The sequence below is a fragment of the Simiduia aestuariiviva genome (genome assembly GCF_014192475.1).
Classification (GTDB): domain Bacteria; phylum Pseudomonadota; class Gammaproteobacteria; order Pseudomonadales; family Cellvibrionaceae; genus Simiduia; species Simiduia aestuariiviva.
Map to the genome: position 1 here is coordinate 205,188 of NZ_JACHXZ010000004.1, position 19,995 is coordinate 225,182.

The 19,995-nt window shown below is 55.3% G+C and carries 16 protein-coding genes; 8 read left to right on the forward strand and 8 right to left on the reverse strand.

The genetic code is table 11. From position 1 onward, the window contains the following. Positions 1-35: 35 nt before the first annotated feature. Positions 36-1,208 carry a GGDEF domain-containing protein gene (locus tag FHS30_RS14015; protein WP_183911140.1) on the reverse strand — a complete coding sequence of 391 codons (1,173 nt, stop codon included), beginning with the start codon at positions 1,206-1,208 and terminating at the stop codon, positions 36-38. 316 nt (positions 1,209-1,524) lie between these two features. Here FHS30_RS14015 and FHS30_RS14020 point away from each other — a divergent pair, with 316 nt between their 5' ends. Both FHS30_RS14020 and FHS30_RS14025 read left to right on the forward strand, forming a co-directional pair. Continuing rightward, the gene (locus FHS30_RS14020; RefSeq protein ID WP_246341349.1) at positions 1,525-2,385 is read left to right on the forward strand and encodes a glycoside hydrolase family 16 protein; all 861 of its coding nucleotides are present in this window, start codon (positions 1,525-1,527) and stop codon (positions 2,383-2,385) included. A gap of 553 nt (positions 2,386-2,938) precedes the next feature. Beyond that, positions 2,939-3,295, forward strand: coding sequence for a cold-shock protein (locus FHS30_RS14025; RefSeq protein ID WP_183911142.1), 357 nt, complete (start codon positions 2,939-2,941; stop codon positions 3,293-3,295). Positions 3,296-3,473: 178 nt separating this feature from the next. Here the strand turns inward: FHS30_RS14025 and radA are convergent, their stop codons facing one another. Next, entirely contained in the window at positions 3,474-4,838 is a 1,365-nt protein-coding gene (radA, locus tag FHS30_RS14030) for a DNA repair protein RadA (RefSeq protein WP_183911506.1), read from the reverse strand. A gap of 124 nt (positions 4,839-4,962) precedes the next feature. On the opposite strand from radA, the gene FHS30_RS14035 reads away from it, so the two are divergent. From FHS30_RS14035 to FHS30_RS14045, 3 genes are read left to right on the forward strand one after another with little or no spacing between them, the layout of a single operon-like run. Then, positions 4,963-6,081: a DnaT-like ssDNA-binding domain-containing protein gene (locus FHS30_RS14035; RefSeq protein ID WP_183911143.1), complete on the forward strand. Its 1,119-nt coding sequence runs from the start codon at positions 4,963-4,965 to the stop codon at positions 6,079-6,081. Continuing rightward, complete coding sequence (locus FHS30_RS14040; RefSeq protein ID WP_183911144.1) at positions 5,993-6,667, forward strand: replication protein P; 675 nt, start codon at positions 5,993-5,995, stop codon at positions 6,665-6,667. Before FHS30_RS14035 ends, FHS30_RS14040 begins: the two co-directional genes overlap by 89 nt. A 41-nt stretch (positions 6,668-6,708) precedes the next feature. After that, positions 6,709-7,671: a glucosaminidase domain-containing protein gene (locus FHS30_RS14045; protein ID WP_183911145.1), complete on the forward strand. Its 963-nt coding sequence runs from the start codon at positions 6,709-6,711 to the stop codon at positions 7,669-7,671. 277 nt (positions 7,672-7,948) lie between these two features. On the opposite strand, the gene FHS30_RS14050 is transcribed toward FHS30_RS14045, so the two are convergent. Together FHS30_RS14050 and FHS30_RS14055 are read right to left on the reverse strand one after the other, a co-directional pair. After that, a complete protein-coding gene (locus FHS30_RS14050) occupies positions 7,949-8,158 on the reverse strand; it encodes a cold-shock protein (RefSeq protein WP_183911146.1) in 210 nt (69 codons plus the stop codon). A gap of 190 nt (positions 8,159-8,348) precedes the next feature. Further along, a complete protein-coding gene (locus FHS30_RS14055) occupies positions 8,349-9,461 on the reverse strand; it encodes a polysaccharide deacetylase family protein (RefSeq protein WP_183911147.1) in 1,113 nt (370 codons plus the stop codon). Positions 9,462-9,540: 79 nt separating this feature from the next. On the opposite strand from FHS30_RS14055, the gene aceK reads away from it, so the two are divergent. After that, on the forward strand, positions 9,541-11,310 hold the full coding sequence (gene aceK / locus FHS30_RS14060) for a bifunctional isocitrate dehydrogenase kinase/phosphatase (RefSeq protein ID WP_183911148.1): 1,770 nt from the start codon (positions 9,541-9,543) through the stop codon (positions 11,308-11,310). 43 nt (positions 11,311-11,353) lie between these two features. Here aceK and FHS30_RS14065 read toward each other — a convergent pair whose 3' ends face one another. From FHS30_RS14065 to parC, 3 genes are all read right to left on the reverse strand, one after another. Beyond that, positions 11,354-11,617, reverse strand: coding sequence for a PilZ domain-containing protein (locus FHS30_RS14065; protein WP_183911149.1), 264 nt, complete (start codon positions 11,615-11,617; stop codon positions 11,354-11,356). A gap of 35 nt (positions 11,618-11,652) precedes the next feature. Further along, on the reverse strand, positions 11,653-12,828 hold the full coding sequence (locus FHS30_RS14070; protein WP_183911150.1) for a hypothetical protein: 1,176 nt from the start codon (positions 12,826-12,828) through the stop codon (positions 11,653-11,655). Positions 12,829-12,927: 99 nt separating this feature from the next. After that, positions 12,928-15,183 carry a DNA topoisomerase IV subunit A gene (gene parC, locus FHS30_RS14075; protein ID WP_183911151.1) on the reverse strand — a complete coding sequence of 752 codons (2,256 nt, stop codon included), beginning with the start codon at positions 15,181-15,183 and terminating at the stop codon, positions 12,928-12,930. A 182-nt stretch (positions 15,184-15,365) separates the two neighbouring features. Between parC and FHS30_RS14080 the strand changes: the two genes are divergently transcribed. Continuing rightward, positions 15,366-16,595, forward strand: coding sequence for a hypothetical protein (locus tag FHS30_RS14080; protein ID WP_221197319.1), 1,230 nt, complete (start codon positions 15,366-15,368; stop codon positions 16,593-16,595). A 9-nt stretch (positions 16,596-16,604) separates the two neighbouring features. On the opposite strand, the gene FHS30_RS14085 is transcribed toward FHS30_RS14080, so the two are convergent. Then, the gene (locus FHS30_RS14085) at positions 16,605-18,116 is read right to left on the reverse strand and encodes an FMN-binding glutamate synthase family protein (RefSeq protein WP_183911153.1); all 1,512 of its coding nucleotides are present in this window, start codon (positions 18,114-18,116) and stop codon (positions 16,605-16,607) included. A gap of 100 nt (positions 18,117-18,216) precedes the next feature. Between FHS30_RS14085 and FHS30_RS14090 the strand changes: the two genes are divergently transcribed. Further along, positions 18,217-19,872, forward strand: a complete 1,656-nt coding sequence (locus FHS30_RS14090; protein ID WP_183911154.1) for an acetolactate synthase large subunit — start codon at positions 18,217-18,219, stop codon at positions 19,870-19,872. Positions 19,873-19,995 lie beyond the last annotated feature (123 nt).

Below are 19,995 nucleotides of genomic sequence, written 5' to 3' on the forward strand. Positions count from 1 at the left end.
TGGGCGCCTAGCCCTCCTAACGCCAATCAAAAACACTAGCGCAACTGGCGCGTCAATAGCACATCCATTTCTGCATCTTCAGCAACCATCTGAGGGTCTGCCACACGCACGCAATTGCGGCCATCCTGCTTCGCGCGATAGAGCGCCACATCCGCACGCTTAAACAATCGCTCAGGCAAGCCCGGCTGATATTGTTTCAAGCGCTCGGAGGTCAAGCCAATGCTTACCGTTAACTGGGCACTTGCGCCGAGATATTCAATTTTATGCTGTGCCACACGCTCGCGGATTCGCTCGGCCACGAGTTCCGCACCGGCCAAATCGGTGCCCGCAAGAATTATGCTAAATTCTTCACCGCCGTAGCGCGCGCAAACATCTGTGGCGCGGGGTAGCGAATCGCTCAAAATTTTTCCCAGCTCGCGCAGACACTCGTCGCCAAAATCGTGGCCGTAGTTGTCGTTAATGGCTTTGAAATGATCGCAGTCCACAACCAAAACGGCCAGCTGCACGTGATCGCGCGACGATAAATGACACAACTCATTGAGCTTTTCATCAAAATAACGGCGATTATTGAGCGACGTTAACGCATCGGTGCGGCTTTGCATTTCCAAAATCATTTCGTTGCGCAATGACGCCCAATACTCTCGGTGTTGTTGGCCGGCTAAGTTCAACATGTAGAATAAATAGGTGGCTATTAAAATAGATTCAGCCCAAGAATCTAACAGCCAAATGCTCACCACCAGCGGCGGTAAGATAAACGATATGATGTACGCAAATGACAAGGACTTCACCGGCGAAAAACTATTTGAACCACCGGCGAGAATTCCAGAACTCGAAAACGCCATTAAAAACAAAAAGTCTGCCTGCCCCATGGTTAATGACAACGCAAACATTGCCCCCCAGCAAGTGCTGTGCGTCAAGACCACCACATACATACTGCATCGCCACAACGCAAAGCCCTGCTCGAGACAGCGTTCGAGTAGCCGCATGTGTATCACGCGCAGCACGCTCGCCACCGTCAACACGCCCATAACGGACCACGCCAACAGTGGCGCGGCAAACATAATGCCCGCACTCGCGCTAATGATTAGCCACAGAATCGGATACAGCGTGATGCCGGGACGCGCGCGCGTAATCACGTCGCGCCACAACCGCAGCCGTGTTTGGACAAATTCCTCTGGAAGATCCTTCATGGGTTGATCTGGGTTCATCTAAGGGGCGCCTTAGTGTTCTGTGTACAGCCGGCGGCTGAGGCCAAATGAATCAGTTCCGCCGCTGCAACTTCCACATCTCATCTAAAAACCAGTCTAGCAGTCAATGCCAAAGGTTCACGAATACTTGCAGACACTGGCAACCTCTCGCTGCCGTTCTACCTTTGGCTATGTGGTGCAGGGTGTACAACTGGCAGCGTCGCGAGCAACCAGCATCGAAATAGAGCATCAAGAACCAAAATGTAAGCGCTTTACATCGAGAAAAAACGACGTAGTATGGATTTTTCGATCCACTCATCGGATACAAGGAATAACAATGCAGCCCTATTTGACGCGCTGGTTGACGCGCTGGACACCCGCTCTCTTTTCAGGTTTCGCACTGCTCCTATCGGCCTGCGCGCACCATGAGCCAGCGCCGGTTGGCCAGACGGCGGCGGATCTATTGGTTTGGTCTGACGAATTTAACCGTATCGATAGCGACAATTGGAGCTTTGAAACCGGTGGTGAGGGCTGGGGAAACAAGGAGCTGCAGTACTATACCGCCGGTCACAATGCACACATTGAATTCGACCCGCACGCCAACAGTCACGTGCTGGTAATCGAGGCGCGCCAAGAGAACCCGGCAAACTATCGCTGCTGGTATGGCCCCTGCACCTACACCTCAACTCGCCTCATCACGCGCAATAAGCAATCCTTTCAGTACGGTCGGATTGAGGCGCGCATGAAGCTTCCGCAGACCCAGGGCATTTGGCCCGCGTTTTGGGCGCTCGGCAACAATTTCGAAACTGATGGCTGGCCGCTGGGCGGAGAGATCGACATCATGGAACACGTGGGTTCAGAGCCCTCACTCACCCACGGTGCCCTGCACGGCCCTGGCTATTCCGGTAAAACACCCATATTCGGGACCCACGACGTCGGCGAGCCAGTGGACGCCAACTACCACACCTATGCGGTCGAATGGGATCGCCAATCAATTCGCTGGCTGGTAGATGACCAGGTGTTTTATCAGGTCACACGCGCGCAAGTAGAAGCCCACGGACAATGGGTGTACGACCAGCCCTTCTGGCTATTGTTGAACGTCGCCGTGGGTGGTGAGTGGCCCGGCAGCCCTGATGCCAGCTCAAGCTTTCCACAGCGCTTATACGTGGACTATGTGCGGGTATACCAGGCGCGCTAGTGCCACAATCCCAATCCGCTACTCAAGTGCAGCAACAACTCAAGCCGCAAGATTGCAGGCTGCACGGAGGCGACTATCCTTGGTTTCGCATCAGCCGCTCAGGCTAGCCGTTTTGTGCACATTCAGATGGCTCTCACTTTGGGGAGCACTAAAAGTGGCACTTGACGTTGAAAAATGTCTAAATACGCACCCTGAAGGGCATAGACGGGCGTTTTTGTCTGCCTTCGGGTGTACCAATGTGGCTTGGTGTCCACAGGGAGCCTAAGTTGACCCTCACCCTTTTTGTATGGATCGCATCAGCCGCTGCTTGGCCGTCAACCTTGATGGTGAGCACCTAAAATGCAATCGCAACCTTTCGAGCCGGATTGAATTGCGCAGGGGAGTGAACTTAAACAGGCGGGGTGACATGCGGTTCAACTGCTGAGCCTTCACAGCCCAACACAGACATACACTGAAAAATTACATTCACACATCAATAGGCAATTACTTAGCGATCGAACCCAATTTTAACGATCATCTCTTTGCCTTATTACACAGCAACTAGGAACGAAACATGGCCAAAGGCACAATCAAACGTTACGACTTTCGCAAAGGCTTCGGCTTTATTGTGGACGATAAAACCGGTGAAGATCTGTTTTTCCACAAGAGTGCATGGCAGGGCGACGGCCCCATTCGCCAGGGCTTAGCGGTCAAATTTGTCAACAAAGATTCGGACAAGGGCCCGCAAGCAGAATCTGTTATCCCCCTGGACGGCGGCAGCAAATCGTCTAACAGCAAGCCGGCCGCCAAACCTGCCTCCCTGGAAGAGCGCGTAGAGGCACTGGAAGGCGCGCTGCGCACCTGGAAAGTGTTGAGCTTTTTGGCGCTCGCAGGCGTGATCGCGTTGGCGGTTGAAAAATTTCTGATGTAGGACATTTTGTCCGCGCCAAAAAAGGAGGGCCAACAGTCATGTTGGCCCTCCTATTTTATGGCGAACAACTTTTTGGCCAACTACTTTTTGGCCAACTACTTTTTGGCCAACTACTTTTTGGCGAACAACGCTTTGGTCGCCGACCTGTCAACATACCGAACATTTTGTGGCAGCCACCTTAGATCGCCTCTAAGGCCTCGGCTAAATTTTTTACCGTCACAATCTCCATACCTGCCACGCCACCTTTCGGCGCATTGGCCTTGGGCACAATGGCGCGTTTGAAGCCGTGCTTGGCCGCCTCGCGCAAGCGCTCTTGACCCGAGGGCACAGGGCGAATTTCACCGGACAGGCCCACCTCGCCAAAGGCAATTAAATCCTGTGGCAATGGGTGATCGCGAAAACTGGAGACAATAGCCAGCAACAGCGCCAAATCCACGCTGGTTTCGCCCACTTTGACGCCGCCCACCACATTCACAAACACATCCTGGTCGCCCACCATAATGCCGCCGTGGCGGTGCAGTACCGCGAGCAACATGGCCAGTCGATTTTGATCGAGGCCCACAGCCACTCGGCGCGGATTTCCTAGCGACGAGCCGTCCACCAATGCCTGCACTTCCACTAACAGCGGGCGCGTGCCCTCCCACACCACCATGACGATGGAACCGGAAGCCACATCTTCGGCGCGCTGCAAAAAAATGGCCGAAGGGTTGGTGACTTCGCGCAAGCCCTGCTCGGTCATGGCAAACACCCCCAGCTCATTGACGGCGCCAAAACGGTTTTTATTGCCGCGCAAGGTGCGGTAGCGGGAGTCGTGACTGCCCTCGAGCAAAATTGAACAGTCGATCATGTGTTCCAACACTTTCGGGCCCGCCAGTGACCCGTCTTTGGTGACGTGGCCCACTAACAACAATACCGTGCCCGTCTGTTTTGCAAAGCGGGTCAAAAAGGCCGCGCTCTCGCGCACTTGGGTAACCGAACCCGGCGCAGACTGCACATCGGCCATGTGCATCACCTGAATGGAATCCACCACCATCACCTTGGGCTGCATGGCATCGGCCTGTGCGGCTATCTGCTCGATGCTGGTTTCCGACAACATCGACAATTTATCGGTGGGCAGATTGAGCCGACGCGCGCGCATAGCCACCTGCTGAAGAGATTCTTCGCCGGTCACATAGAGGGCTGGCATGTGTTCCGCCAATTTGCACAGCGTTTGCAGCAGCAGCGTGGATTTACCAGCGCCGGGATGCCCGCCAATGAGCACCACCGAGCCCGGTACTAGCCCGCCACCCAGCACGCGATCAAACTCTTCCATCCCACTGCTAACCCGGGGCAAATCATCGAGGCTGATATCCGACAATTTTTGCACCTTGCCGGTGGTGGCCCCCGCGAAGCCTGAAAACTGCTCAGTGCGGGCGGTTTTGGCGGGCGCCAAGCGAATTTCTACGATGGTGTTCCACGCATTGCACTCACTGCACTGGCCCTGCCATTTGCGATAGTCCGCGCCACAGTCATTACACACAAATGCCATCTTTGCCTTGGCCACACTGCCTCCCGACGGGCTCATTCATTGTCCAGCGGGCAGTGTACCCTAAGCGCTCACCGACGAAAGCGCCGGAAGGCCCTCGACAGTGATGATCCGCACCGGCCTTCAGTGGTAAAGTAGCGCCATGACCCACTCACTTATTCCCGAACGCCCCATCTGCATCAGCCCGTCACTGGCCGCCACCTTGGGACTCGAAGAGGCCACCTTGTTGAGCCTGCTCAACGACGCCCAAAATTTTTACCCCAGCCAGTCCAGCAACGGCTACCAGTGGTGCCATTTGGAGGGTGATCAAGTGCGCAAATTAATGCCTTTCTGGCGCGATCACGATATTGCACGCATCGCTAAAAGCCTGCGCGACAAGGGCGTGTTACTGATGTCTACCGCGCCGTTCCACGAAAGTCAGTCGCTGCGTTTTGCCATCAATGAGCGCCGCCCCGACGCCAGTGACAATCAACCCACACGGCGCCAAAGCGCGCCCACACCCGGCGCGCAACCCATGGCACCCCACTGGCAGCCTGGGGAAGAAGTGTATGCACAGCTGGCGCAACACAATATTCCACAACAGTTTGCGCGCGCGCAGATCCCCGAATTTGTCACCTATTGGCGCGATCAGGGCCAGGCTGCGCACTCCTGGAATGCTAAGTTTATTCAGCAGGTGCTGCGCAAGTGGCGCGACCAAGAGACCGACTTCAGCCGTCGCGAACAGGAAATCCCCATGACCAGTGGCTGGCGCCCCAGTGCCGACGCCCTGGATGTGCTGGTGCGCCACGCGGGTATCAACCAATGCTTTGTGGAAGATGCCATTGCCGAATTCGTGCTCTATTGGAGTGAACGGGGCGAGCCCTCGCGCACGTGGAACAGCAAATTCATCCAACACGTGCGCCGCCAGTGGGCGCGCTACCAGACCACCCTGCAGTACGACACTGAACCGCGCCCCATCCCCGCCAACTGGGCGCCCTCGGCAGACGTCTACGAGGTATTGGCACTGGCCAATATCGATTTACAATTTGCCAAACAGCAACTCAAAGAATTTGTAATCTACTGGCGCGACACGCATCAATTGCACAGCTCTTGGAATACTAAATTTCTACAGCACGTAAAATTTCAATGGGCCAAGCGCCTGAACGGTACACTGCCAGCGCAAGGTAATGGACATGCAAGACAGCAAAACACTGCTCAATCAGGCCGAACACGCGATCGCTCAGTCAGCGAGCAACTCACAGACCGAAGCTGGGCGCTCTGACAACGCGGGCAACAAGCCCGGCGCGGATTACATCGACGCCATTAATCAGGTGTTCGAGCTGTTTCGGCTGAACTACCACAATCAATATTTTGCCGCCTTCCCCGACATGGAATCGCTGAGCCTGGCCAAGCGCCTGTGGTTAGAATCCTTGAGTAGTTTTGCGCCAGACGTGATATTGCGCGGCGCCAAACGCGTCATCCAGCAATCGGATTATTTACCCACGGTGCACAAAATGCTGGTGGCCTGTGAAGGCGACAACCGCAGCCACGGCCTGCCCGATGTGCACGCCGCCTACGTGGAGGCCTGCAACGCCCCCTCGCCCAAAGCCGACCAGAACTGGAGCCACCCCGCGGTCTATTTAGCGGGCAAAGCCAGCGACTGGTACTTTCTTGCCAACAACACTGAGCGCACCGCCCTCCCCGTGTTTTCAGAGCACTACAAAAACTATTGCGATCAGGTGCGCAAGGGCATCAAGCTGGCGCTGCCCGATCGCAAGGCGCTGCCCGAACACATCGAGCGGCCACTCAGCAAAGATGAAAACTTGGCGCGCTTAGATGCCTTAAAAAAGCAAATCGGCCTAGATTGAGCTAAACACCTACCTAACGTTCCGTTTTTTGGAGAAGCACTATGGGTCCATTGGGCCGAGGCAACGGGCTTGCCGCTATTTTCATGGGCTACGTCGTGGGCGTTGCGGCGCTCGCCTTTTGGTTACAGAGTTCACCGCTGGAGGAGCGACGCGGATTTTTGCGGGAACCGGGGCTTGCGCTAACCGGTGAGGGAGCGGAAGAGCGCTTGAACGCGGAGGCGGTGCTCGCGGCCATGGCACTTGACCCCGAAGCCACCCAATTTAGTGACTATGCCGATCAGTACCTCAGCCGTCTGCATTTAGTGGGTAAAGACGGCGCCTTAAAGCGGGAATTGAATAACACCTACGACTACCGGAGCCTGCCCGACTTCGGCGCTATTACCGACATCCCCGCGCGAAAAAAAGCGTTTTTTGACTACCTGCGGCCCGCAGTCCAATACCAAAATCAGCTGATTCGCGAGCGCCGCTTAATTCTAAAGGGTATTGAAATTTCGCTGGTTAACGAGCGGCCGCTCACCAAGGCGCAACGGCGCTACATGGCACTGGTGCGCGAGCGCTACAAGGTGGAGGAAGACGCCAGCGATCGCGAAGCCGTCGACACGCTCATGCGACGGATGGATACCATTCCCGTATCCATGGTGTTGGCACAGGCTGCCATGGAGTCGGCCTGGGGCCAGTCTCGCTTTGCCCGCGAGGCCAATAATTTATTTGGTCAGTGGTGTTTCAGCGTGGGCTGCGGGGTGGTGCCCCACAGCCGCCCTGAGGGCGAAACCTACGAGGTGGCTAAGTTCGACAGCGTTGAAGCCGCCATCGCCGCCTATTTCCAGAATATCAATGCCTTTCACCGCTACAGCAGCATTCGCGAAATCCGCGAGCGCGCGCGCGCCAACAACCAGCCCTTGCGCGGTTACGACATGGTGGCGGGTCTCGAAGCCTACTCCACCCGAGGCCAAGCCTACATTGACGAGCTGCGCAAAATGATTCGTTACAACAAATTGGAGTGAAGACACCGAGCGCTGGGCACAATTGATGGCTCTCGGGCGTCCTGCCCTACGCGGCATTCGTACTTCCTGTACATCTCGCCGTTCTTGGGCGTCCTGCCCTGCGCGGCATTCGTACTTCCTGTACATCTCGCCGCTCTCGGGCGTCCTGCCCTGCGCGGCATTCGTACTTCCTGTACATCTCGCCGCTCTTGGGCGTCCTGCCCTACGCGGCATTCGTACTTCCTGTACATCAAAAAAAACCCGGCGGTTGCCGGGTTTTTTAGAATACACGCTAGGCTTAGCCGGGCGTTACATTCTCTGCCTGAGGACCCTTCTGGCCCTGAGTGATTTCGAAAGTCACAGCTTGACCTTCTACCAGTGTCTTGCGGCCGTTACCATTGATGGCGCGAAAGTGTACAAACACGTCCGGACCTGATTCCTGCTGCAAAAAACCGTAACCTTTTTCGTCGTTAAACCACTTAACAACGCCATTGTGCAAATTAGACATTTAAGACCTCGTCTTACAAATAAACTGTGCCAGTTCCCTTGGCGATTTCCAAACTTATCCATCTAGCAGCGCAGAGCAAGGCAAAATGTCTTTCGGCTGAGCAGCAAAACGGTAAAGCATAACCATTCTAGGTGGGTCTTGACGGGAGTACAAGGCCGCTTTACCCAGCCAATTTGTGAGTGCGCCTCGCCTATGGCTCACGTGGCCAATGGCCATCGTCCGTGGGGCGTAGAAAGGCCTGTGAAAACCAATAGAATCGCCCACGTTCGCCACTGGGCGCTGTGCAATTATAGCGACTGCGCCCAGCTGGAAGCGGGCGCTTGGCTTGAAACGTGCGCTCGGCCCCCGCTCCATCGAGCACCTCGGCCAGCCCCTGCCCACTCACATAGCAATTCACCGTTTGCGCCAATCTTTCCTTGTTAAAGGTCAGTGACAATTGCGGCTGGCGCACGCCCAAAGGCAATACGCCATCTGCCAAGGAATGACCCGCCTCATCGGCCAACTCAACGCCTGCCAGCGGCAGTGGCAACGCCTGCAGCTTTTGCGCGAAATCGTCAATTTTCACATAGCGCCCCCCAAAGGGAAAACGCGGCAGCACCGGTAGATCGCGCAGCGCCGCTGCGCCCGACTGTTGACCGAAAGCAAGCCAACCCCATGTCTGCATTAAATTCACGAGTGAAGCGTCATATTCGCCATAGGGGAAGGCCAGCACGGGCCAGGTTTGCTTCAACTCCTCCTTTAAGCGCGCCTGCGCACTGAGTAGATCCGATTTCACGTGCGCCGCCCACTGCGCGGGGCCCACGTCAGTTGGCCGTCGCACCAAATGCGTGTGCTGGTGCCCGTGATTCGCCACCGCCGCCCCTTCGCGCGCCAACTGTCGCAACTGATCCCAGCTCATGACGTGTCGCTGTCCGTGGTCAACGGCCTCTGTGCTGGCGAAGATCACGTAGGGCCAACCGTTCGCCTTGAGGATCGGGTGCGCCACCTCCAAGACCGACACATAGGCATCGTCAAAGGTGATCAATACCGTTCGATCCGGCAGCGGCTGGCGCGCCTGCACCAACGCCAATAACTCGGGTAACCCTATGACCCGAAAACCACTGGCCTTTAAGTGCGCCATGTGGTCTGCGAAATTCGTTGGTGAAATACTGGTGGCGGAGGGGGTGTCGTCGCTCACGTGGTGATACTGCAGCACCACCAGTGCACTGGCGCTCGGTGCCCACAATAGACTGGCAGCCAGGGCCAGCATAGCCATCAATCGGTGCATGCCTAGGTATAGCGAATTCAAATAACCACTATGCATCAAAACATCGCTCCTGTTTATGTAGGGCCTGCATTTAGCCCGTATACTTGGGCGGTCATTCTGCAGCGAGGACATTGCCATGTCCAACGTTCCGCATCCGGCGAACAGCACCTCGAACGCACTGCTTACCCCCAGTGCAAAACGCATAGCAAAAACCATACTCAATGGTTTTGATGCCTATTTTGCCGACTTCCAAAATATCACACTGGGTGCGAAAGCTCGTTTTGAAACCTGTAACTGGCTGGCTGTACAAGAGGCGCATATCGCGCGCATCGAGTTGTATAAGCGCAAAGTGATGCAGGTGTGTTCATTGGTTAAGGGCGTTACCAGCAAAAATGTTTTAGCGCTCGACATCTGGCAACAGGCGCGGCAAGCCTATGCATTACTAGTCACCAATCATCGCAACTATGAAATTGCTGAAACTTTCTTCAATTCAGTTTTCTGCAATCTATTCAACCACCAACAAATTCACGATCGCTATCTCTTTGTCAAACCCTCGAAGCAAGAGGACAACAAACAGCTGCGAGAATACGCCATTTATTTCAGCTATAGCGCTGAATTCGGGCTGACCAATGTAATAAATCGCATCTTCGATGATTTCGAATTCTCTGTGCCCTGGGAGGACCGAGCCCGAGATGTACGGCGCATGGTCGACGCCATTGAACAAGCGACTCTTGCCCTCCAGGACCTGCCTACCAACGACATGCGCATCGATGTCCTGGAGTCCATTTTCTACCGCAACAAGGGCGCCTACTTGGTCGCACGCGCGGTGATTGGCGACATCATCATTCCGGTTATTGTCCCGTTTCAACACAATGAGCAGGGCGGAATTTATGCTGACGCTATTCTACTCGATGGCGACAGCGCCAGCCGTGTTTTTAGCTTCACGCGCTCCTATTTCATGGTGGACACCCCCATCCCCTCCCGCTTCGTTAAATTTTTGCGCTCCATCATGCCCCGCAAAGATGTATCTGAGCTTTACAACGCCATTGGTCTAAACAAACACGGCAAAACAGAATTTTACCGCCACGTGATTCAACACATGAAACGCAGTGATGACCAGTTCGTTATTGCACCGGGCATCAAGGGCATGGTCATGAGCGTATTTACGCTGCCCTCATACGACGTGGTGTTTAAAATTATTAAAGACCGCTTCGACCCGCCAAAGAAAGTAACCGAGGTCATAGTCAAAGAAAAATACAAGCTCGTTTCGCGGTCCGATCGCGCAGGGCGCATGGCAGACACTCAGGAGTACACCAACTTTATTTTTTACCGAAATCGATTTAGCACTGAGCTACTGGATGAACTGCAAAAAGTGGCGCCCTCTAAACTCATCATCACCGACAAACTCATCATCATTAAACATCTCTACACCGAGCGTCGCATGGTGCCGCTGAATATCTATTTAGCTAAAGCCACAGACGCCCAAATAGAAGATGTTATGGATGAGTATGGCAACGCCATCAAGCAACTTGCCGCCGCCAATATATTTACTGGCGACATGTTGCTTAAGAATTTTGGTGTCACTCGGCACGGGCGCGTGGTGTTTTACGATTATGACGAAATATGTTTAATCACAGAGTGTGTATTTCGAAAAATCCCCGCCGCTCAAAATGAAATCGACGAAATGTCCGATCGCCCCTGGTATACCGTAGGTGAATTTGACATTTTTCCCGAGGAGTTTCGACTGTTTTTCAGCGGCAACTCAACCGCACGCAAGGCCTTCGAAAAGCGGCACGCTGATTTATACGATTATCGATACTGGCAAACTATTCAGGATGAACTCAGGGCGGGGAAAATTAACGACACCTTTCCGTATCGTCGGCACCAGCGTTTTGCGCGGACCTAATAAATTGGCGCTGGTAGATTATGGCGGAAACCTGCGCTAGCAGCTAAGTACAAAACTTGAGCCCCAAACCACCCTCTTCTATGCGCACGATAATCATATCGACCACCGGTGCATCCACCAACATGCCCTGAACCTGTCCGCGCACTTCCGTGCCCACAGGGGGCATCACCTCGGGATTGGCGACGATAAATATGCCGCCATCAGAAATGTCGCGCGTTTGGGCCAACACTTCACCGCAACTCGCGTGCTGTATCAATACGCGACACCGCACGGGAATTCGAGGGTAGCGGCGATTATCTGTGCTCATTCAAGGCTCCAAACATGACCACCGATTGACGGTGGTTACGGCTGCAGCAGAATGCGATCCAAACGGCTGCGATAATAAGTTATTGAAAAACGGTTAGTACCATCTTTCACAACCTCAAGTACCAACTCCGATTCCCCCACCTTAAGCAACTGGCCCTGTACTTCTTTGGCGCCGGTCACAATGACCACGGTGCGACCTATGTGCTCGCGGGCCTCATCAAAGCTGATTTCTACTGGAGCTGGCGGCGGCGCGGCGCGTTTAGGCTGCAATGGCGCAGTGCGCGTTACCCGCTGTTTTGGCTCCACTCTATTAAATATAGGCGAAACTGCCGTACCTGCTAGTTCTAGCTCCAGACGATCCACGAGCATGGCCTCTATAACCTCGAGACTAGGAACTTCATTGAGATTAACACCCAACACCCAGCGCGCCTTGAGCCGGCCAGATCGGAGCAAATAGTTTTCATAGGCGCTGCGGGCAGCTTCGGTCATGCTGAGGCCCTGATAATTTAACGAGTTCTCAATGGCGGCCACGTGCTGCGTTACTAATGCCTCGGGCGACAGCTCATGGTGCTTGGCACAAAAGGTTCGCCAAGCATCAATGCTGCGCACGTCGTGGTAGTTAATGCGCACCATGTCCAGCGTGCCAGCAGTGCGCAAATTTGGCGCCACATTGCCCAATCGCAAGTGGGTATTCAGGGAGTAGGCATCGGGTACCTGCACATCCAAGTCCAGTGTTAAATCGCGATTTTCAGCGGAGTAGTCGTAGGTGAATACCAGATTGCTTTCTTGATTGAGGCCCAGCATCCAGTCGGCGGGTTGATGGGCGGGGTCCATGCAATTGACGTCCCGCTCGAAGGTTTCTACTAGGTTGCCAAAATTGGCTGTGACGCCGGTTACGCGAACCTGCATGCGCTCTGGTGGCTCGCCGCCCAGCCGACGCTGAAACAGCTCTGGCAGCGACTGAAGATCGACCTCAATCTGCTGAATAAAGGCATTGAAACCGTCCTCATCATTGCTATTGAGCGTTATGCGCTTGACCACCACCGTGCCGTCGAAGCCCACATCCAACCGATCGTAGTTGACATAAACTACCGAGCGCACACTGGCGATTGCGTCATCGACGCTATTTCGAATTTCCCATTGCAGCAACCAGCGGCCCGCTAACAACAGCGCTACTAGCACTAACAATAGTTTGAACAGTGTCTTGCCCATGCGGCACCTCATCTCATCCTTGTAAACCACCGGCGGTGGTGGGGCCGCATTCACGACCCGATATCTGGCCCAGTCTAGCGCATTCGCGCCGCTAGCCCACTAGCCCTTGCGCGCAACTGCGACGCTGTCAACTTTTTGAAAGCCCCGCGGCAGCTTATTGCCCCGCCGTCCGCGCTCACCTCGATAGTGCTCAAGATCACTGGCTTTAAGTGTCAAATGGCGCTTGCCCGAATAGACCGTCAACTCGTCTCCTGCGCCCAACACGGCGAGTGCCAACAGAAATTCTTCGCGCGCCTGCAGGCGCGCCGAAGGAATATTCATGATTTTATTGCCCTTACCGCGTGCCAATTCGGGCAATTCGGTCAATGGAAACACCAGCAAACGCCCTTCGTTGCTGACCGCGGCCAAAAGCGCCGTGGAGGGCTCAGATACCGCACAGGGCGGCATAATCTGCGCGCCTTTGGGCAGCGTCACCAAGGCTTTACCCGCGCGATTTTTGGAGGCCAAATCGGCCAGCTTAGCGACGAAGCCGTAGCCGGCATCGGAAGCTAGCAGCACTCGCTCATCATCCGCCCCCATTAAAGCGCCCTCAAAGGTGGCGCCACTGGGCGGATTCAAGCTGCCGGTAATGGGCTCCCCTTGCCCGCGCGCTGACGGTAAATTGTGACTGGCCAGTGAATAACTTCGGCCCGTGGAATCCAGCAACAACACCGGCTGGTTGCTCTTACCGCGCACCGCCAGCTTAAAGCCGTCTCCGGCTTTGTAATTGAGCGCCGCGGGATCGATATCGTGGCCTTTGGCCGCACGAATCCAACCCTTCTCGGAGATCACCACCGTGATGGGGTCGGCCGACATCAATTCCGTTTCACTAAAGGCTTTGGCCTCTTCGCGCGCGACGATGGGCGAACGGCGGTCATCGCCATGCTGCTCCATTACCGCTAATAACTCTTTCTTTACCAGCGTCTTCAAACGCACCGCCGAGCCCAGTGTTTTTTCAAGATCGGCCCGCTCTTTTTCGAGCGCCTCCTGCTCTTGAAGAATCTTCATTTCTTCCAAGCGCGCCAATTGGCGCAATTTGGTTTCTAAAATGTATTCCGCCTGCGCCTCGTTTAAATTGAAGCGCGCCATCAACACGGGCTTGGGTTCGTCCTCTGTGCGAATAATGTGAATCACTTCATCCACATTTAAAAAGACAATCATCAACGCCGCCAAGCGATCTAATCGCTCATTGACCTTCTCCAGTCGGTGCTGAAGCCGTTTGCGGGTGGTGACAAGACGGAAGCTCAACCACTCACTCAGCAGCGTATCGAGCGCTTTGACGGCGGGGCGGCCATCGATGCCGATCATGTTCATGTTGACGCGATAAGTGCGCTCTAAGTCCGTTGTGGCGAACAAATGCTGCATCATCTGCGCCAGATCCACGCGGTTTGAACGCGGGACAATGACTAAACGCGTGGGGTTTTCATGATCCGACTCATCGCGCAGATCGGCCACCATGGGCAGCTTTTTGGCCACCATTTGTGCAGCGATTTGCTCGAGCACCTTGGCCCCGCTCACTTGGTGTGGCAGTGCAGTTACCACCACGTCGCCATCCTCTTCAATCCACACGGCACGCATCCGTAGACTGCCGCGGCCGGTTTCGTACATCTTGATAATGTCGTCGCGGGGCGTGATGATCTCCGCCTCAGTGGGCATGTCAGGGCCGTGAATAAATTCTGCCAACTCGGTGACACTGGCCTTGGGATGGTCGATCAAATGAACACAGGCCCCCACCACCTCGCGCAAATTGTGCGGCGGAATATCGGTGGCCATGCCCACGGCAATGCCCGTGGTGCCATTTAAGAGCACGTGCGGCACTTGCGCTGGCAGCACCGCCGGCTCGTTTAACGTGCCATCGAAGTTGGGCAGCCAATCCACGGTGCCCTGCCCCAATTCCGATAGCAACACCTCGCTAAACTTGGTCAGGCGCGACTCCGTGTATCGCATGGCGGCGAAGGATTTGGGATCGTCGGGCGAGCCCCAGTTCCCCTGGCCGTCCACCAGTGGGTAGCGATAGGAGAACGGCTGGGCCATCAGCACCATGGCCTCATAGGCGGCTGAATCCCCATGCGGGTGAAACTTACCGATCACATCGCCCACGGTGCGCGCCGACTTCTTAAATTTTGCGCTCGCCTTTAATCCCAGTTCGCTCATGGCATAGATAATGCGGCGCTGAACCGGCTTTAGCCCGTCACCCACGTGGGGCAGCGCGCGGTCCAAAATGACGTACATGGAGTAGTCCAAGTAGGCCTTTTCGGTAAATTCTTTAAGGGCGAGGCGTTCATCCGCTGGCATGGCGGTGATCAGATCAGACATGCTACTTCCTGCAATTCAATATTCGGCGCGGGCAATCCCGTGCGAGTGCCATGGCTTATACCAAAATCGAGCCTGCGCTGCCACTGCCCAAACGGCTTCAGCACAGCTAGAATGAAAGTCTGAGTCATACGGTAGGGGCGGGAATGCACCAACAGAGATCGGCAATATGGCCCATAATCGCCATGATAGTTGCCACCCAGGGACAGGCAGAGCTAAATGACGAACCCAATTGGTTTGATACAGCCAGCGTGGAAGCATGGCTCGAGGTTAAATCCAATCAGTGCGAACTAGCGCAAACACCTACTGCGTTTACCATCGAGCAGTGGCCAAGTCTATACGACTACTCGCCTCGGCTGTCACCCAGCGAGCATCGCCACAACTCATTGAGGCTGGACACCAGATCCAGAGAGCCGGTAAAGCTCCGCGGCGTGGAGGATTTTACGCCCTATCAGTCCGCCGCAGCCTTTGTGGCGCATTCTGTACAACACACACGCGTGGCGCTCTCAGATCCCAATTTATGGCCCACTTACAGCATCGCTGAGGCCGATAAAAACTGGCTCGACAACACCCGAGAGTACCTGCACGAAACGGCCCAGGAGCCAGTCATTTGGTTTGATAACTTTTTTGCCGTCAAGCGCGGCCCCAGTCATGCCAGCCATGATTTGCGCTTAACCCCCAAATTCGATTGCAGCGACATTCAAGGCTGTGATTTTTCGTTCTCAGTGCGCAGCCGCGTCACCCTGCCCTACACCCAAGAACGATTGCGGTTGCTGCTAACCAACGAAGACCCAGACACGCTATTCGACAGCTTGGACCGTCGCTCGGTAACACCCTCGCAGTCAGAGCGGCGCAACCCTATCTCAGCGGCCCTGAGCTGGGCACTGCGCACCACCGAGGACTACAACATCTCCATCTCCTCTGGATTACAGTTGCGCACGCCCATACGCGCTTTCGTGCAGGCCAACACCACGGGGCGCCTCAAGCTCACCGACAAAGCCCAGGTGACCGGGGGCCAAAGCGTCTACTACCGCAGCGATGAAGGCGCGGGCGCGCGCACCCAAATCGATGTGGATCACTCCATGGCCGATAGCCGACAGGACATACTGCGCTGGCGCCAGCGCTATGATGTGAACGAGGAGACCACTGGCGTAGACTGGCACTCGAGTGTGGAATATCTGCACCAGGTGGATCGGGATTTGGCTTGGGGCGCCGGCGTGGCTTCGAACGGTAACATCCACACATCCGCGCTCGCGGACGGCCACCGCGTATGGCTGCGCTATCGCAAGCGCTTTTATCGCGAGTGGCTATTTTGGGAACTGCAACCCTATGTGCGGTGGGATCGTGAACACGGTTTCGATCACGATCCCGGTATCGAGCTGAGTCTCGAAATCTATCTCGATGAAAAGCCCTAACGCATGCACTTACAACGATTCGCGCGCGCCTTCTTCGCTCCTCGCTGCTGCGGCCTGCACGTAGTCGAGTAGCGGCAGGGAGTGGCCCGGGCGCGTCACCAAGCGCACATGTGCTGGGGTCATTTGTCGCGGCTCCGCTACCCCGCAGGCATGGGCAATCATATTCAAACTGTCCGTCATCTGCTGGTGATACTGCGCCACGCGCAGCGCTTTTTCAGCGGGCACTAAGCCTCGCTGTAGGCGCTTATCGTGAGTTGTCACACCGGTGGGGCAGGTGTTTTTATTACACTGCATGGCCTGAATACAACCGAGGGCAAACATGAATCCACGGGCGCTATTGATGGCGTCAGCGCCGACACACAGGGCCGTTGCGACCGCAGAAGGGGTTATCAACTTGCCCGCCACAACAACTTTAATGCGCTCGCGCAACCCGTATTTTTGCAACAGCGCCACCAATTGGGGCAGGCTTTCTTTGATGGGCAATCCCGTGGTGTCCATCAATGGCTGAGGCGCTGCACCCGATCCGCCATCGCCGCTGTCCAGAGTTATAAAATCAGGCGCACTCGGGTGGCCGCGCTCGCCAATAAGCAAAAACAATTCGTCGAGCCAGCGCGCGTCGCCCAGCACAAATTTTATCCCGGTCGGTTTCCCCGTCACCCGTCGAACGCGCGCCACTAAATCTAGCAGATCGGACACCTGTTTTACTTCGGTGTGACCGTTGGGACTGATGGACGCCTCGGCCACGGGAATACCTCGAATAGCGGCAATTTCCTGCGTGACTTTTTCAGCGGGCAATATGCCACCTTTGCCGGGCTTGGCGCCTTGGCTCAGCTTAATTTCAAACATTTTTACTTCTGTTAGCGCGGCAATGTCCGCAAGCTTGCTGTCATCCAGTTCTCCGGCGGCGTTGCGCACACCGTATTTGGCAGTGCCTATTTGAAATATCAAATCGCAATGGCCGCTTAAGTGATGCGGCGATAAGCCACCCTCGCCGGTATTCAACCAACAGCCGGCGCGCGCAGCGCCCTTCGACAGGGCTTCCACAGCCGGCGCCGACAAAGCGCCAAAACTCATGGCGGAAATATTGAATAGCGAGCGCGTGCTGTAGGGGTTGGGGCAATCGGGGCCAAAGGTCAGCAGGGCCGGGGGTTCGTGCGCCTCATGGCTGATGGGGATTAACGCATTGAGAAAAATGGGGGTTCCGGGCTTATCGATATCGCGCGTTGAACCAAAGGCCACATTTAAGGTTTCGTTTTTTGCTGCGCGATAAACCCAGCTGCGATCCGCGCGATTGAACGGCATCTCCTCCCGATCGAGCGAAAAGAAATACTGGCGGAAAAACACGCCCAGGTGCTCAAACCAATAGCGGAATCGCCCTATGACCGGGTAATTGCGCCGGATGGTATGGCGCGTTTGCGTGCGATCCACAACGAAAGCCACCAACACCCATAACAGCAACCCCAATATCGCCACTGCCAACAGGTCGCCCAATATCTCTAACATCCACAATCCCCAGCCCATCGCCGCCTCTCCAGTTCTGTGTGAGCGGACATTGTAAGTCAAGGGCTGTGCAAGATGGTCTATTCTAGAAGCACACCCTCCGACCACACGGGAAAATGTCATGCAAGCGTCCGACTTAATGGTGCAGTGCCTCGAAGAGGAAGGCATCGAATATATTTTTGGTGTCCCTGGCGAAGAGAACGCCGACTTTATGATGTCGCTGGAAAAGTCGGAGCGCATTCGATTTATACTCACCCGCCACGAGCAGGGTGCTGCATTTATGGCCGAAATCTATGGCCGACTTACCGGCAATCCCGCGGGCTGTCTCGGCACTCTAGGCCCCGGCGCCACCAACTTGATTACCGGCGTGGCCGATTCGAACATGGATCGCGCGCCCATGTTAGTCCTAACCGGACAGGGCGCCTCCACCCGTTTGCACAAAGAGTCACATCAGGTGATGGACGTTGTGCACATGTTTAAACCCGTTACAAAATGGGCCACCACCGTTTGGCACCCGGAAAACATTCCAGAAATTATGCGCAAAGCCGTGCGTGTAGCACGCACCGAAAAACCCGGCGCGGTACACGTGGAATTGCCCGAGGATATTGCCAAGTTGCCCACGGACAAACGTCCACTGGCCGTACATAAATTTCGCAGACCAGTACCCGACGACAAAGCCATAAACCGGATATTTGAACGTATCAAGAACGCCAAGCGCCCGATCATCATCGCGGGTAACGGCTGCATTCGCCGGCGCGCCTCCAAACAACTGCGCCTATTTTGTGAGGCCACGGGCATCGGTGTGTTGTCCACCTTTATGGCCAAGGGCTGCGTGGATATGGACGCACCCTATTGCCTCTATACCATTGGACTCGGCTCCAAAGACATTCCTGCCTGCGCCGTCGATGCCGCCGACTTGGTAATTTGCCTGGGCTACGACATGGTGGAATACCACCCCAAACTGTGGAATAACGACCATTCCAAAGAGGTCATCCACATCGACTTTTTACCGGCTGAGATTGACGAAAACTACCACCCGGAACTTGAAGCGGTGGGCGATCTGGCCCACGCACTGTGGATGCTCAACGAGCGCGTGGCGGCTGAGCCGAATGCGTTGCAATTTGATTTAAGCCAGCAACAAGCCGTGCGACGCGACATGAGCGAAGAGTTGGCCAAGCACAAAAACGACACCACCGAGGGTCTAATACGCCCGCAAAAGGTGCTGTGGGATGTGCGCCAAGCGATGGGCGCGCACGACATTCTGCTGTCGGATGTGGGCGCCCACAAAATGTGGATTGCCCGCCATTTTCAGTGTCACGAACCCAACACTTGTCTCATTCCAAATGGCTTTTGCTCCATGGGCTTTGCACTGCCGGGGGCCATTGCCGCAGCGCTAGTACACCCCGATCGCAATATCGTCGCCATTTGCGGCGACGCCGGCTTCATGATGAACGTGCAAGAAATGGAAACTGCGCGCCGCCTCAACCTCAATATTACCGTGATGGTGTGGGCCGACAACGCCTACGGCCTTATCGCCTGGAAGCAAGACAACGAATTTGGCCGCCACACCGATCTCGCATTTGGCAATCCAGACTGGATGAAATTGGCCGAGGCTTTCGACTGGCATGGGCACCTCGTGGAAAATGCGCAAGACGTTGAGAGTACATTGCACCAATGCTTTGCAGAATCGGGCCCCAGCCTGCTAGTCATTCCCATCGATTACCGCGAGAATAATCTACTCACCAAGCGTTTAGGTGAACTTACCTGCTCCATATAGTGTTGCGTGAACGGCCCGCCCCACTACTGCGGGGCGGGCACCGTTAGCAACTGACAAAGTCAAAATGTGCTATTGGCCGTCATTTTTGTTTAAATGGTGGCCTCATCGTCAGGTACCCACGCC

What these genes read in the sequence shown, in the direction of transcription:
- FHS30_RS14015 (WP_183911140.1), bottom strand. Translation starts at nt 1,208, where the DNA reads ATGAACCCAGATCAACCCATGAAGGATCTTCCAGAGGAATTTGTCCAA.
- FHS30_RS14020 (WP_246341349.1), top strand. Translation starts at nt 1,525, where the DNA reads ATGCAGCCCTATTTGACGCGCTGGTTGACGCGCTGGACACCCGCTCTC.
- FHS30_RS14025 (WP_183911142.1), top strand. Translation starts at nt 2,939, where the DNA reads ATGGCCAAAGGCACAATCAAACGTTACGACTTTCGCAAAGGCTTCGGC.
- FHS30_RS14035 (WP_183911143.1), top strand. Translation starts at nt 4,963, where the DNA reads ATGACCCACTCACTTATTCCCGAACGCCCCATCTGCATCAGCCCGTCA.
- FHS30_RS14040 (WP_183911144.1), top strand. Translation starts at nt 5,993, where the DNA reads ATGCAAGACAGCAAAACACTGCTCAATCAGGCCGAACACGCGATCGCT.
- FHS30_RS14045 (WP_183911145.1), top strand. Translation starts at nt 6,709, where the DNA reads ATGGGTCCATTGGGCCGAGGCAACGGGCTTGCCGCTATTTTCATGGGC.
- FHS30_RS14050 (WP_183911146.1), bottom strand. Translation starts at nt 8,158, where the DNA reads ATGTCTAATTTGCACAATGGCGTTGTTAAGTGGTTTAACGACGAAAAA.
- FHS30_RS14055 (WP_183911147.1), bottom strand. Translation starts at nt 9,461, where the DNA reads ATGCATAGTGGTTATTTGAATTCGCTATACCTAGGCATGCACCGATTG.
- aceK (WP_183911148.1), top strand. Translation starts at nt 9,541, where the DNA reads ATGTCCAACGTTCCGCATCCGGCGAACAGCACCTCGAACGCACTGCTT.
- FHS30_RS14065 (WP_183911149.1), bottom strand. Translation starts at nt 11,617, where the DNA reads ATGAGCACAGATAATCGCCGCTACCCTCGAATTCCCGTGCGGTGTCGC.
- FHS30_RS14070 (WP_183911150.1), bottom strand. Translation starts at nt 12,828, where the DNA reads ATGGGCAAGACACTGTTCAAACTATTGTTAGTGCTAGTAGCGCTGTTG.
- parC (WP_183911151.1), bottom strand. Translation starts at nt 15,183, where the DNA reads ATGTCTGATCTGATCACCGCCATGCCAGCGGATGAACGCCTCGCCCTT.
- FHS30_RS14080 (WP_221197319.1), top strand. Translation starts at nt 15,366, where the DNA reads ATGATAGTTGCCACCCAGGGACAGGCAGAGCTAAATGACGAACCCAAT.
- FHS30_RS14085 (WP_183911153.1), bottom strand. Translation starts at nt 18,116, where the DNA reads ATGGGCTGGGGATTGTGGATGTTAGAGATATTGGGCGACCTGTTGGCA.
- FHS30_RS14090 (WP_183911154.1), top strand. Translation starts at nt 18,217, where the DNA reads ATGCAAGCGTCCGACTTAATGGTGCAGTGCCTCGAAGAGGAAGGCATC.